This window comes from Mycolicibacterium grossiae, from assembly GCF_008329645.1.
Classification (GTDB): Bacteria; Actinomycetota; Actinomycetes; order Mycobacteriales; family Mycobacteriaceae; genus Mycobacterium; species Mycobacterium grossiae.
On the sequence record NZ_CP043474.1, the window covers coordinates 1,402,851 to 1,415,704 of the forward strand.

General features: G+C 71.8%; 13 protein-coding genes and 1 riboswitch. Of the genes, 9 read left to right on the forward strand and 4 right to left on the reverse strand.

What is annotated here, in order from left to right:
* Positions 1-39: 39 nt before the first annotated feature.
* On the reverse strand, positions 40-810 hold the full coding sequence (locus tag FZ046_RS06765) for a 1-acyl-sn-glycerol-3-phosphate acyltransferase (protein ID WP_070355764.1): 771 nt from the start codon (positions 808-810) through the stop codon (positions 40-42).
* Positions 811-1,152: 342 nt separating this feature from the next.
* Between FZ046_RS06765 and FZ046_RS28130 the strand changes: the two genes are divergently transcribed.
* Positions 1,153-3,966 (forward strand): PGRS repeat-containing protein, encoded by a 2,814-nt coding sequence (locus FZ046_RS28130; RefSeq protein WP_170292404.1) that lies wholly within the window; start codon positions 1,153-1,155, stop codon positions 3,964-3,966.
* 33 nt (positions 3,967-3,999) lie between these two features.
* On the opposite strand, the gene FZ046_RS06775 is transcribed toward FZ046_RS28130, so the two are convergent.
* Entirely contained in the window at positions 4,000-4,641 is a 642-nt protein-coding gene (locus tag FZ046_RS06775) for a CIA30 family protein (RefSeq protein WP_070351928.1), read from the reverse strand.
* Complete coding sequence (locus tag FZ046_RS06780) at positions 4,635-5,093, reverse strand: DUF4174 domain-containing protein (RefSeq protein ID WP_070351929.1); 459 nt, start codon at positions 5,091-5,093, stop codon at positions 4,635-4,637. Before FZ046_RS06780 ends, FZ046_RS06775 begins: the two co-directional genes overlap by 7 nt.
* Positions 5,094-5,244: 151 nt before the next feature.
* Between FZ046_RS06780 and FZ046_RS06785 the strand changes: the two genes are divergently transcribed.
* The 4 genes from FZ046_RS06785 to FZ046_RS06800 all read left to right on the forward strand — a co-directional run bounded on the left by FZ046_RS06785 (position 5,245) and on the right by FZ046_RS06800 (position 9,027).
* Positions 5,245-5,997, forward strand: coding sequence for an SDR family oxidoreductase (locus FZ046_RS06785; protein WP_070351930.1), 753 nt, complete (start codon positions 5,245-5,247; stop codon positions 5,995-5,997).
* 142 nt (positions 5,998-6,139) lie between these two features.
* A complete protein-coding gene (locus FZ046_RS06790; RefSeq protein WP_070351931.1) occupies positions 6,140-6,814 on the forward strand; it encodes a Crp/Fnr family transcriptional regulator in 675 nt (224 codons plus the stop codon).
* Positions 6,815-7,237: 423 nt separating this feature from the next.
* Positions 7,238-7,795 carry an Abi-alpha family protein gene (locus tag FZ046_RS06795; RefSeq protein WP_149484219.1) on the forward strand — a complete coding sequence of 186 codons (558 nt, stop codon included), beginning with the start codon at positions 7,238-7,240 and terminating at the stop codon, positions 7,793-7,795.
* Positions 7,792-9,027 carry a DUF445 domain-containing protein gene (locus tag FZ046_RS06800; protein WP_070351933.1) on the forward strand — a complete coding sequence of 412 codons (1,236 nt, stop codon included), beginning with the start codon at positions 7,792-7,794 and terminating at the stop codon, positions 9,025-9,027. Before FZ046_RS06795 ends, FZ046_RS06800 begins: the two co-directional genes overlap by 4 nt.
* A gap of 6 nt (positions 9,028-9,033) precedes the next feature.
* Here FZ046_RS06800 and FZ046_RS06805 read toward each other — a convergent pair whose 3' ends face one another.
* Positions 9,034-9,231 carry a hypothetical protein gene (locus FZ046_RS06805; RefSeq protein ID WP_125939676.1) on the reverse strand — a complete coding sequence of 66 codons (198 nt, stop codon included), beginning with the start codon at positions 9,229-9,231 and terminating at the stop codon, positions 9,034-9,036.
* Positions 9,232-9,327: 96 nt separating this feature from the next.
* A riboswitch (TPP riboswitch) is annotated at positions 9,328-9,436 on the forward strand.
* Between FZ046_RS06805 and FZ046_RS06810 the strand changes: the two genes are divergently transcribed.
* The 4 genes from FZ046_RS06810 (at position 9,428) to FZ046_RS06825 (ending at position 12,835) form a co-directional block, all read left to right on the forward strand.
* Complete coding sequence (locus FZ046_RS06810; protein WP_070351934.1) at positions 9,428-10,054, forward strand: ECF transporter S component; 627 nt, start codon at positions 9,428-9,430, stop codon at positions 10,052-10,054. Its footprint overlaps the riboswitch before it by 9 nt.
* On the forward strand, positions 10,051-11,541 hold the full coding sequence (locus FZ046_RS06815; RefSeq protein WP_070351935.1) for an ABC transporter ATP-binding protein: 1,491 nt from the start codon (positions 10,051-10,053) through the stop codon (positions 11,539-11,541). The genes FZ046_RS06810 and FZ046_RS06815 overlap by 4 nt, the downstream gene beginning before the upstream one ends.
* Entirely contained in the window at positions 11,538-12,308 is a 771-nt protein-coding gene (locus FZ046_RS06820) for an energy-coupling factor transporter transmembrane component T family protein (protein ID WP_070351936.1), read from the forward strand. Before FZ046_RS06815 ends, FZ046_RS06820 begins: the two co-directional genes overlap by 4 nt.
* A 41-nt stretch (positions 12,309-12,349) precedes the next feature.
* Positions 12,350-12,835 (forward strand): AAA family ATPase, encoded by a 486-nt coding sequence (locus FZ046_RS06825; protein WP_246182916.1) that lies wholly within the window; start codon positions 12,350-12,352, stop codon positions 12,833-12,835.
* Positions 12,836-12,854 lie beyond the last annotated feature (19 nt).

Here is a 12,854-nt window from a genome sequence, read left to right on the forward strand (position 1 = left end):
CGCCGGCATGACGGTGACCGCCGTCCGGTGAGCGCCGGGTCACCCCAGAAGCGGGGTGCGCCGCGCAGTCAACTCGTTCATCCGCGCCTGCATCGCGTGTCGAACGCGCGTCGCGAGGTCCTCCGGCGATTCACCCGCTTCCGCAGTGATCGCCGGAAGGACTGCGGTGACCAGTTTCGTCGGTAGCGGCAGGTACGGCAGCAGGCCGACCACGCCGACGTTCACACCCCACGGAATGGAGACGGTGAGCGGGAGGGCCTTGACCCGCAGCAGCTTCGGCAGCCCGAGAACGCGGGCAGTGGCCCGTCCGTCGCTCAGGACGACGAGCGATTCCCCTGCACCGGCCGTCACGACGGGCACGATCGGGACCTCGTGTTCCACGGCCAGGCGGGCGAATCCCGATCCGTGAAAGGTGATCTCGTTGCGGCGCGGCCACGACTTGCCCGCGTCGACGTCCCCGCCGGGGAAGACGAGGACGTTGTGGCCGGCGTCGAGGGCCTCGTCGGCGGCGTGCCGGCTGCCCGGAGCGCCGCCGAAGCGCTCGACCAGTGACCCGACGCCGAGCGTCCACGCGATCTGGTGCACCATCGCGGTGGTCGGGCGGGTGACGCCGGCCGCCTGTCGCGCTGCGACGAAGGCAGCGACGTTGAGATCGATCACCCCGCCGAATCCGTGGTTGCACACGAAGAGCACGGGCGTGTCCGGTACCGGGGCGTCGATGCGAATGTCGTGCCGGTGATACACCCGCAGATAGGTCTGGATGGCGGCCGTCAGCCACCCGGGAGGTGCGACGCTCGGCGGCTCACCCATGCCCACGGGTTCCGATCACCGTGCGGCTCGTACGGCGCGGCACATACGACTCCTCGGTGCGGTGCGGACGGTGTTCGGGACGCTACCAAGCCAGGGCGCATCCGGTGACGAGGAGGCTGAGATCGGTCGGGATCAGTCGAGGCGGTGCACCGGCACGGACTCCCTTGCTTTCGCGACGAATCGACGCGGCCGTGGATATGCTTCGCGTGCCTGTGCGGATGCTGTGATTGAGCAAGGGGTCCGAGCGTCTCGAGCCTGCGTGTCGCACCGGCGATCGAGTGTGTCCATCACTGGGCTGCCCTGCGAACCCGGGAGTGCGCCGTCGTGCCGAAGCATCGTGAAGTGAACTCCGCGTCCGGCTGGCAACGCGTCGGCGTAGGCGTCGGCGGCGCGGCGGCGCTCGGCGTCGCCGTGCTGTGCGCGTTCGGGCAGGCCGATCCATCGGTGGCTCGGACGACGACGGCCGAGATCCGGCTGACGTCGGGGGAGGTGCCGTTGACGCCCCCCGCGAACGACGACTCCTGGTGGCTGCGCGACGGCGGGTCCGGCATCGCCACGCTGTTGCTGCCGACACCGACGCCGTTGCTCGCAGCGCAACCCGTCGTGGAATCGCGACCGATGATCGGGTACGGCGGCTGGCTGATCGGCAACGGCATCGATGCCGCCGCCGACTGCAGCGGCGCCGCCTGCAACGGCGGGAACGGTGGGCTGCTGTTCGGCAATGGCGGACGCGGCGCGAACGGCGGCAACGGCGGCAACGCCGGATGGTTCGGCGATGGCGGTGCCGGCGGCAACGGCGGGGTGGCTCAGGACGGCGGCAACGGCGGCCGCGGCGGACTCTTCGTCGGCAACGGCGGCGCCGGCGGCAACGGCGGAGCCGGAACGGCTGGCGCCAACGCGACCCTCGGCGGTGCTGCAGGCGCGATCGGCGGTGCCGGTGGCAACGGCGGGGCGGGCGGTGCGAGCGGCGCCCTCGGCTTCGGCGGTGCCGGAGGAGCCGGCGGCTCCGGCGGGCGCGGTGGCGATGGCGCCGTCGGCGGCGACGGTGCGGACGGGTCGGCGGCGGGCGCCCCGGGCGTGGTCGGAGCGGCCGGCGGTGACGGCGGACGCGGCGGAATCGGTGGCAACGCCGGTGCCGGCGGCTTCGGCTCCCTCGTCCTCAACTCCGGGCAGGCGGGTGTGAACGGATCCGGCGGAGCCGGAGGGAATGGTGCATCGGGCGGAAACGGCGGCACCGGCGCCAACGGCGTCGACGGGCGCGACGGCGTGAACGGCGTGGCCGCGGGAACTCGAGGCGAGGACGGTGTCGCCGGTCAGGCGGGTGGCAACGGCGGCGATGGCGGCGCGGGAGGGCGCGCGGGCCTTGGCGGAGCGGCGGGAATCGGCGGGTTCGGCGGTACCGCGGGCACGGCGGGGAGCGCCGGCCTCCAGGGCAATGGCGGCGCCGGCGGCAACGGCGGTTCGGGGGGCGCCGGTGGGAATGGCGTGGCGGGTGCCGCCTCGGCGGCCTCGACCACCGCGGGTGCTCAGGGTGCGGCGGGCCAGGCGGGCGGCAAGGGCGGCACCGGCGGCGCCGGGGGTGATGCCGGACGCGGTGGCGCCGGCACGGTGAGCGGTGCTGCGGGCAGCAACGGATCCGGTGGTGCCGGAGGGGACGGCGCCGACGGCGGCGCGGGCGGTAGCGGCGGAGACGGAACCTCAGGAACCAACGGAACCGATTCTCGCGACGCGGGTTCCGCCGGCGGTCGCGGCATCGACGGGCAGGCCGGCGGCAAGGGGGGCGACGGCGGAGCCGGCGGCGAGGCAGGCCTCGGTGGGCAGGCCGGTGCGGGCGGAACCGGCGGGGTGACCGGAGCCGACGGCGTCGCGGGGAATCAGGGCAACGGTGGTGACGGCGGCAGCGGTGGCAACGGCGGCCGCGGCGGCAACGGCGCGACCGGAGCCACCGGTGCGGACGGAACGAGTGGCTTCGTCCCCACGGCCGGAGGAGTCGGCGGATCTGGTGGCGTCGGCGGTGACGGTGGCAACGGGGGCGCCGGCGGCGCGCCCGGCGCCGGCGCCGTCGCGGGGACGGCCGGCGCCAACGGCAGCGGTGGCGCCGGCGGCAATGGCGGATCGGGTGGTACCGGTGGCCGGGGTGGGAGCACCCAACTGGACACCGGCGCGTCGGGAGGCGTTGGCGGACAGGGTGGTTCGGGCGGTAGCGGCGGGCAGGCGGGCACCGGCGGAGCCACCGGGACGGGCACTGCCGGCGCGTCCGGTGCGCTGGGTGCCGGCGGGAACGGTGGCGACGGTGGCAACGGCACCGGCAACGGTGGACGAGGTGGCGACGGCGCTTCGATGAGCGGCACCGGCGACGGCATCACGGTCACGGCGGGCAACGGCGGCACCGGGGGTCGGGGCAGTGTCGGCGCTCCGGGCCAGGGCGGTAGCGGCGGCACGGCGTCCGTCGTGGGCGACGGCGCGACCAGCTTCGGCGGAAGGGGCGGCAACGGTGGCGTGAGTGGCTCAGCGGGAGGAGCAGGCGGTCAGGGAGGTGCGGCCATCGCCGTCGGCACCGGCGCCACCGCCGTCGGAGGTGGCGGCGGAAACGGCGTCGGCGTCCTCAGCGGCGGTGCCGGTGGAAGCGGCGGCTCGGCGGACGTCGATGGTGCCGGTGGCACCGCTCTGGGTGGGGCTGGCGGCAACGGTGGCTCCGGGGCCACCGGCGCCGGTGGAGGCGGTGGGACCGGCGGCGCGGCGTCGACCACCCGCGACGACGGCAGCACCGCGACGGGGGGAGTCGGCGGTGCCGGCGGCTCGAGCTTGGGCGGGAGCGGCGGCCAGGGCGGTTCGGGCGGAACGGCGTCGACGGGCGCCGGAACGGCGACCGGCGGTGGGGGCGGACGCGGCGGCGACACCAACTTCCAGAACTCCGGCGGGATGGGCGGCGCCGGCGGGGCCGCGTCCTCCCAGGGCGGTGCAGCCACTGGCGGCCGCGGAGGCACTGGAGGAAGCAACCCGAACGGAAGCGGTGGGCGCGGTGGCGACGGCGGCAGTGGTCAGGGGTCCCCGGGACGCGGCGGCGACGGCGGCACCGGTGGAACGCCCGGCGGGACCGGCGGCTCCGGGGGCAGCGGCAACACGGCCAACGGAGACTCGGGTTCGGCCGGCTGAGAGGCAGGTCGTCGCGAGCGAGGCGGGTACGCCTCAGGTCACTGCGTCGATGGCGCTGACCGTGAGGGTGAACGGGCCCTGCTGCCCGTCGAGGATGTAGAGCGCCACCTGATCGATGCGCGCCGGGTCGAGAGTGCGCGGCGCGTCGGGCGCGGGTTTCATGCGCTCGCCCACCGGCTCGAAGTCCTCGACGGGCAACTCGTAGGCCTTCCGGACGCCGGCCTCGGTGCGGAACCGCTGGATGTAGGACCAGCGCTCGCCGCCGAGATACGCCTTCACCAGGTAGGTTTTGCCGTCGCCCACCGCGTCGACGCGCAGCGTCGTTGCGCCCGTTGCCCGTTGGCCGATTCCGGTGTCTCGCGGACTGCGCGCCGAAGCGAAGCCGCCGTTGTTCTCCAGCGACACGGTGCCGGCGAACACCATCCCACCGTCGCCGTAGCCGACGGTCGCGGTGGACTCACCGCCCATGACGGGATCGTTGACCGTCGTCCACGCGGCCACGGCGCGGGCATCGAGGGCGACGATGGGGATGCCGCGACCGTCGGACGCCGCCACCGGGGCGGCGGACGTCGCCGCGTCGGGAGCCTGCCCACCGCTCGCGCACGACACCGTGGCCGGGAGCATCACCGCGGCCACCACCACCAACAGTGGCCTCAATCCCTTCGGTGTCAGCATCGACCCGGGTCGTCGCTCGTCTCGCGGCTTCGCATGGGCATGCCGTCGATCACGGCGTAGATCACCCGCAGATCCGGAACGCCGGTGACGCGGTACTTCTCGCCGCCGTCCTTCCCGATGAGCACGACGGTGAAGGCGTTCTCGTCGATCCCGAACTGCCGCCTCAACTGCTGCACGTCATCGGTGTCGAGGGCGCGGCCGTCGAGCGTCCCGATGCCCGAGCCCAGCAGCTCGCCGAGCACCATGTCCCGGTTGACGAAGTCGCAGCGACTGGCAGCGATGCGGCTCAGCGTGTCCGCGAGCCGGGGATCGTCCGCCGTCGGCGCGAACACCAGCAGGGGACGGCTCGCCCAGCGGTAGTCGCCGAGACCGCCGGCCATCGCCGTGCCCGAACCGACGACGAGGCTCGCGCCGAAGGCGAGCACGAGCGCCCACCTCAGGATGCCGCGCATGCTTCGAACGGTACCGGCGTGCTCCTCGGCGGCAGCCGACCTCGGTCGTCGCGTCACACACCGGTCACGCCGGGCGGGAATGCGGAACGCCGGGGCTCCGTTTCGCCAGACGTCGCAGGTGGCCGGGTTTCGAGGGACGCGAGGAGACAGCATGGGTGCAGCACGACTCGACGGAACGGTCGCCGTCGTCACGGGTGCGTCGAGTGGCATCGGGTGGGCGACCGCTCACGGCCTGGCGGCCGAGGGTGCGGAGGTGCTGGTGCTCGCCCGGCGGACCGAGCGGCTGAGCGAACTCGTCGGGCGGATCGAAGGCGAGGGCGGCACTGCGCGGAGCATCGCGGTCGACGTCGTCGACGCGGACGCCGTCGCCCGGGTCATCGGTGCCATCGGTGAGGAGTACGGCCGCATCGACGTACTGGTCAACAACGCCGGCTTCCTGGCCAACGGGCCGGCCGTCGAGGCGGACCTCGCGGACTGGCACCGGATGGTCGACGTCAACGTGAACGGCGTCCTCAACGTCACTCACGCCGCGCTGCCGCACCTCGTGACGGCGGCGCGGGGCGCTCGCGGAATCGCCGACCTCGTGATGATCAGCTCGATCGCCGGACGTCGGGTACCGACGCCCGACAGCAACGTCTACTCCGCAAGCAAGCACGCCGTCGTCGCATTCAGCGAAGCGCTGCGACAGGAACTCTCGCCGCACCGGGTCCGCGTCAGCGGCATCGAGCCCGGCGTGGTGCGCACCGAGATGACCACCGGCCATGCCAAGAACGCCCCGGACGCCACCGTCGGTGATCCCCTGCACTCCGAGGACATCGCCGACGCCATCGTGTACTCGGTCACGCGCCCGGCGCGCGTGTCGCTGAACGAGATCCTCATCCGCCCCACCGAACAGTTGCGATGAGGCGTCATTGCGAATCACGCGTGACATCCGTTCGTGAATGTGTAACGTAGGTCCGCTCCTGGTCGGTGACGGCGGCTGTCGCCGACATCGAGATGCACACCCAGGACGCGATCATCTGCCATGGTGCTGAGAGGACTCCTACGTGAACGAGGTGCTCGCGCGCGCCGGCATCTTCCAGGGGGTCGACCCCGCGGCCGTCGCCAAACTGACCGGCCGTTTGGACCCCGTCACCTTCCGCCGCGGTCAGTGCGTGTTCCTGGAGGGCGACGCCGGTGACCGGCTCTACGTGATCGTCGAGGGCAAGGTGAAGATCAGCCGGCGCGCGCTGGACGGTCGGGAGAACGTGCTCGCAGTCCTCGGCCCGGCGGAGATCTTCGGCGAACTCGCCCTGTTCGACCCCGGACCGCGCACGTCCACGGTGACCACGCTGACCAACTTGCGAGCCATGTCGATGGACCGGGCGGCGTTGTCGGTGTGGATCCGCGACCATCCGGAGATCGCCGAGCAACTGCTGCGCGTTCTGGCCCGGCGGCTGCGTCGCACCAACGACATCGTGACCGACGTGATCTTCACCGACGTCCCCGGCCGCGTCGCCAAGCAACTCCTGACCCTGGCCCAGCGCTTCGGCGTGCGTGAGGGAGCTGCCCTGCGGGTGGACCACGAACTCACGCAACTCGAGCTGGCGCAGCTGGTGGGGTCGTCGCGGGAAACGGTGAACAAGGCACTCGGCGAGTTCACCCAGCGCGGCTGGATTCGCGTGCAGGGCAAGACGGTCTTCATCGAGGCACCCGAGCGGCTGGCGCGGCGGGCCCGTTAGGCGTCGGGCCGGTCCGTCATGCCACGGACGTGGTGCTGAGCAGTTGCATAGCATCACGTCGATCTCTACCGTGGTCTGCGGCGTGCCCGCCCGCGCCGAGCAAGTTCGGCGTCGGTGCCGTCGGTGGCCCGCGCCGGGGAGAACCTCGCGGTGTTCCTCATGTGGCGAACGTGGAAGGTGCGGTTCCCTGGTGTGTGGGTCATGGCGAGACGAGCATCATCACCGCGGACGGAGAGGCACTGCGGGACGACCGCCGTGGATCCACGGCCACGATGCGCCGCCCGGCGCTGGTGACCCGATCGCCGAGATAGCGCGCAACGGTCGGAGGCACGTCGCGTGATTCCGCTCTGGTGGCTGTGGCGGGCACTCCGGTCGATGATGCTGTTCGTCGATCGGCTCGTTCCCGGATCACGTCCGCCGACCGTGCACGCCGAGGTCTCCGACACCGGTGCGCTCCGGAAGGCCCCGCCCGAGAGCGCGTCCGCGACGTCGGTGGAGCCGCGCGCGATCGAACCACCCTCGGCAGGAGAGGTGCTCGACGCGCTGATGGCCCGGTCGATGTACGCCAACCCGGCGCAAAGCAGGGAGACCCTGCACCGGGCGTTGATCGAACGGCTGGTGCCCGACGAGGCGCGCATCCTCGCGGCGCTGTCGGACGGGTCCGTCTACCCCGTCATCCACGTTGCCGAGCCGGGCGGCGCCGCGTGGGCCGCACAGAACGCGTCCACGGTCGGACGCGCCGCCGGCGTGTCACTTCCGCACCACACCCCTGGGTATCTCACGCGACTGCAGTCGCTCGGCGTGGTGACGATGGGGCCGGAAGTGGAGTCGATGCGCGATGAATACGAGCTGCTGCTGACCGACGCGGCCGTGAACGCCGCGCTGAAGACGGCGCGACGAGGCCTGCGGCCGCCGCGCATCGTGCGCGCTTCGGTGCGGATGTCCGACTTGGGACGCGATCTGTGGGAGGCGGTCACATGACGGAACTGTTCGCGCACGCGTTCTCCTACCCGTGGTGGGTGTACGTGTCCATACCGCTGGGCGCTGCCCTGGTGGGGTGGGCGACGAAGATCCTCGCGCTCAAGATGATGTTCCATCCGGTGGAGTTCCGCGGCATTCCGCCGTACCTCGGCTGGCAGGGGCAGATCCCGAAGCGCGCACCGAAGATGGCTGCGGTAGCGGTTGATTCGTTGACCTCCGGGATCATCGACCCCAAGGAGATGTTCGACAAGATCGATCCCGACGAACTCGCCGCAGAACTCGGTGCGCCGCTGCACGACGCCGCCGAGGAACTCGTCGACACCATGATGTCGTCGTTTCAGCCCCAAGTCTGGCGAGCGACGCCCGACCGGGTGAAGAAGCTCATCGTGGCCAACGTCGAAGGCCGCATCCCGGCGGCGTCGCGGGCAATGTTCACCGAGTTCCGTGACCAGGTCGATCAGATCTTCGACATCAAGCACATGGTGGTGACCAACCTCGTCCGCGACAAGCAGACGTTGAATGCGGTGTTCCAGGACATCGGCCGCCCCGCCTTCACGTTCCTCATCCGCGCCGGGCTCGTCTTCGGCTTCGTCATCGGCATCATCCAGATGGTGGTCTTCGGTCTCACGGGATGGCACCTGGCGCTCCCGCTGTTCGGCCTACTGACCGGCGGCCTCACCGACTACGTGGCGCTCCAGATGATCTTCCGACCGCTGCAGCGGCGATCCGTCATGCCCGGCGTCCGCTGGCAGGGCGTCTTCCAGGCCCGCCGCGAGGAAGTGATCCGGGGTTATGCGGCGCTGATGGCGCAGGAGATCTTCACGCCGAAGGCGATCATGGAGAGCCTGCTGACCGGGCCGATGTCGGACAAGTTCTTCGACGTCATCCAGACCGAGATCTCCCGCACCATCGACGACCAGTTGGGCTTCACCGGCCGCATCATCACACTGGTGGGAGGCCGGCAGTACCAGGAGATGAAGGCCACCGTGGCCGCCTCCATGATCGAGCGCCTTCCGGAGACGTCGGCCCACATCGAGGCCTACACCGCGCAGCGGCTCGACCTGGAGAACACCATGATCGACAAGATGCGCGAGCTGGACGCACTGTCCTACGAGAACCTGCTGCGCCCGGCGTTCAAGGACGACGAGTGGATCATCGTCGTCCTCGGTGCCGCGTTGGGATTCCTCTTCGGCGAGCTGCAGTCTCAGCTCATCCTGCTGCTCGCGGGGTGACCAACGTCAGCTGGTCGCAGGAGCCAACGGCTCGTCGACAGCAGCGGCGTCCGCGCGATTCGCCACGAACAGTCCCGTGGCCGCCAGCAGTGCCGCCGCGACCGTGGCGGCCAGCGTCATCGTCGCCGCACCGGTGAGATAACCGACGACCGCCAACGCCGCCGCGGCCACACTCACCATCACCAGCGCTATACCCCTCATCACCGCATCACGATTACCGGAATGGCCCCGATCCAAACCACGACACCGCCGCGGCCGGCCGGACGTCGCCGCGCGCGTGGTCGTGGCCTACATTCGGACGTGACACCACACGGGAGCGCGCAACGGGCGCGCTGAGAGGACGGCTGGGCCGTCGACCGTACGAACCTGACCGGGTCATGCCGGCGTAGGGAGTGAAGCGATGACGACGTCCTTGGGCTCGATGCACGACGGCACCCGCCGCACACCTCGCTGGCGGGTGATCGACATCGTCGTCGCAAGCGTCCTCGCCGTCGCGTCGGGACTGGTGTTCGTGCTCTGGAACGTCGCCGTCAATCCGATCAGCGCACCGTTGGGCGCGGTCCTGCCGGGCCTCAATGCCCTGCTCGGCGGCGGCTGGCTCTTCGCCGGTGTGCTCACCGCGCTGGTCGTGCGCAAACCGGGCGCGGCACTGTACGGCGAGATGGTGGCCGCATCGCTCTCGGCGCTGGTGGGCAATCAGTGGGGGATCCTGACCCTGGAGTCCGGCTTGGTGCAGGGCCTGGCAGCCGAACTCGTCTTCGCCCTGTTCCTCTATCGACGGTGGGGGCTGCCCACCGCGGCGCTCTCCGGTGCGGCGGCGGGGTTGGCGATGGCGATCAACGACCTGATCCTCTGGTACCCCGGCTCGACGGCAGCCTTTGCGGCGGTCTACACGATCGCCGGGATCGCATCTGGTGCCGTCCTCGCCGGGGTGGTGTCGTGGTTCGTCGTGCGCGCCCTGGCCCGTACCGGCGCGCTGTCGCGCTTCGCTTCCGGCCGTCAGGTCCGCCAAGCCGACCCCTCGTGACTCCGCCGCGTCCGCACCATGCGGGCGGCGCCCGGATCGAGGCCCGCGACTGGGGATGGCAGCACGCGGGACGTGCACGCCCGACGATCTCCGGGCTCGACCTCGTCGTCGCACCCGGGCAGCGGGTGCTGCTGCTGGGAGCGTCCGGCTCGGGCAAGTCGACCGTCCTACTCGGCCTCGCCGGCCTCCTCGGCGGCAGCGAAGACGGTCACCAGACGGGGCAGCTGCTCGTCGACGGCGCACCGCCCGCGCAGAACCGGCAGCGCATCGGCATGGTCCTGCAGGATCCCGACGGCCAGGTCATCCTGCCGCGCATCGGTGACGACGTCGCCTTCGGCATGGAGAACTTCGGCGTACCCCGGGAGGCGATCTGGCCCCGGGTCGCCGAGAGCCTCGCCGCGGTCGGGCTGCACCTCCCGCTCGACCGCCGGACGTCGGCGCTGTCGGGCGGGCAGAAGCAGCGCCTCGCACTTGCCGGTGTCCTAGCCATGGCACCCGGGGTGATCCTCCTCGACGAACCGACGGCCAACCTCGATCCGCAGGGCGTCCTCGAGGTCCGCGACGCCGTCGCCGTCGCCGCAGCGCGCACCGGCGCCACGCTCGTCGTCGTCGAACACCGCACGTCGGTCTGGTTGCCCGTCGTCGACCGCGTGGTGGTGCTCGGCGCCGCGGGCGAAGTCATCGCCGACGGGCCGCCGGACGAGACGGTTACCCGCGAACGCGAGCACCTCACCTCTGCCGGCGTCTGGGTGCCCGGTGGCGCACTGCCCCAGCTCACCCGCACCCGCCGCACCGACCGGGACAGTCAGCTGACCGCGTCCGAACTCGAGGTGGGCCAGCCGGGTGCCCCGTCCCTGCGGCACCGTCTCGACGTCGACATCCCCTCGGGCACGACGACGGTCATCACCGGGCCCAACGGCGTCGGCAAGTCCACGCTCGCGCTGACGCTCGGCGGTCTACTGCCGGCGCGGCGAGGCCGCCTGGAGGCGGCCGCCGACCTGGCGCCGCACCCGCGGCGACGCGACCCGGCCCGGTGGCGCTCGCGCGAACTGCTCACCCGCATCGGCAGCGTCTTCCAGGATCCCGAGCACCAGTTCCTCACCGGTCGGGTGCGCGACGAGGTGGCGCTCGGACCGCGTGCGCTGCGGCGTTCCGACGCGGCGGTCACCGGCGTCGTCGACGAGATCCTCGGACGGCTTCGGCTGGCCCACCTCGCCGACGCCAATCCCTACACCCTCTCCGGTGGCGAGAAGCGCCGACTTTCCGTGGCGACCGTGCTCGCCACCAGGCCGCGGGTCGTCGTGCTCGACGAACCGACCTTCGGCCAGGACCGCACCACCTGGGAGGAACTCGTCCGACTGTTGGCGGCCGCCGCTGACGATGGCATCGCGGTGGTGGCCGGCACCCACGACCTCGACCTCGTCGAGGTGCTGGCCGATCGACGCATCGACCTGCCGGCGCAGCCCGCGCCGGCCGTGGCGTCGTGACGGCGCCGCCGACGAGCCGTACTCGGCGCGTCAACCCCGTCGCGACGCTGGCGGCCACGGCGATCATCGCCGGCGCGCTCGTCCTCAGCGTCGACTGGGTGTCTTCATCGACGGCGCTCGTCCTCGAGGTCCTGGTGATCGCCGTTCTGCGAATCCCGTTGCGCGCGTTGGTCCGTCGCCTGGTGCCGCTTGGGCTCGCGGCCGTGCTGACGGCGCTCACCATCCTGCTGTACGGACAGCCGTCGGGGACGATCCACTGGCACTTCCTGCTCGTCACCGTCAGCGACGGATCCATCGACCTGTCACTGGCGACGCTGTTGCGGGTACTGGCGATCGCGCTACCGTCGGTGGCCCTGTTCATCGGTACCGATCCGACCGAACTGGCCGACGCGCTCGGTCAGGTCCTGCGGATGCCGTCGCGTTTCGTCCTCGGCGCGTTGGCGGGAATCCGTCTCGTCGGGATCCTCGGCGACGACTGGCGCACCATCGGGCATGCCCGCCGCGCCAGGGGCGTGGGCGACCACGCCCGCGTCCGCCGGACCGCGGGCCAGGCCTTCGCGCTGCTGGTGTCTGCGATCCGGCGCGGCTCCATGCTGGCCACCGCCATGGAGGCCCGCGGCCTGGGCGCCCATCCGACGCGGACCTGGGCACGTCCGTCGTCGCTGCACGCGCGGGACGCGGCGTTGATCGCCGCGGGCGTCGTCATCGCGGCCACGGCCGTCGGCGCATCGGTGCTGAGCGGGCACTGGAACTTCATTGGACGCTGACTGCATTGGACGTTGACGCGATCGGTCGCCACCTCGTGCGCGTGGCAGCGAGCACCGTCCTGATCGACGGACGCTCCGGTGCCGGCAAGACCACGCTCGCCCGGCACCTGAAACGCCGCTGGCCCGGCAGCGTCGTGGTGCACCTCGACGCCGTCTACCCGGGGTGGGACGGCCTGCTGGCCGGCGCGGAACACGTGCGCGCGGAGCTACTTTCGCCGCGGCGCCGGGGAGATGCTGGTCGGTGGCAGCGGTGGAGCTGGGTCACCTCGTCGCCCGCCGAGTGGCACACCGTCGCACACGACCGGCCGCTCATCGTCGAGGGGTGCGGGGCGCTCACGCCCGCCACGCGGGCGCTTGCGGACGTCGCGATCTGGGTCGAGTGCGCGGAGCCCATCCGCAAGCAACGTGCGCTCCGACGGGACGGCGACACGCTGGCCGCACACTGGGACCATTGGGCGGCACAGGAGCGCGACCACATCGACCGCCACGACCCGCACGGGCTGGCCGACATCGTCGTGACGGATTGATGCCGCTGAGGGTAGGGCT

Bases quoted from the DNA above. Each gene is read 5' to 3' on its own strand.
- FZ046_RS06780 (WP_070351929.1), bottom strand. From the start codon at position 5,093: ATGCGCGGCATCCTGAGGTGGGCGCTCGTGCTCGCCTTCGGCGCGAGC.
- FZ046_RS06785 (WP_070351930.1), top strand. From the start codon at position 5,245: ATGGGTGCAGCACGACTCGACGGAACGGTCGCCGTCGTCACGGGTGCG.
- FZ046_RS06810 (WP_070351934.1), top strand. From the start codon at position 9,428: ATGACGACGTCCTTGGGCTCGATGCACGACGGCACCCGCCGCACACCT.
- FZ046_RS06775 (WP_070351928.1), bottom strand. From the start codon at position 4,641: ATGCTGACACCGAAGGGATTGAGGCCACTGTTGGTGGTGGTGGCCGCG.
- FZ046_RS06800 (WP_070351933.1), top strand. From the start codon at position 7,792: ATGACGGAACTGTTCGCGCACGCGTTCTCCTACCCGTGGTGGGTGTAC.
- FZ046_RS06765 (WP_070355764.1), bottom strand. From the start codon at position 810: ATGGGTGAGCCGCCGAGCGTCGCACCTCCCGGGTGGCTGACGGCCGCC.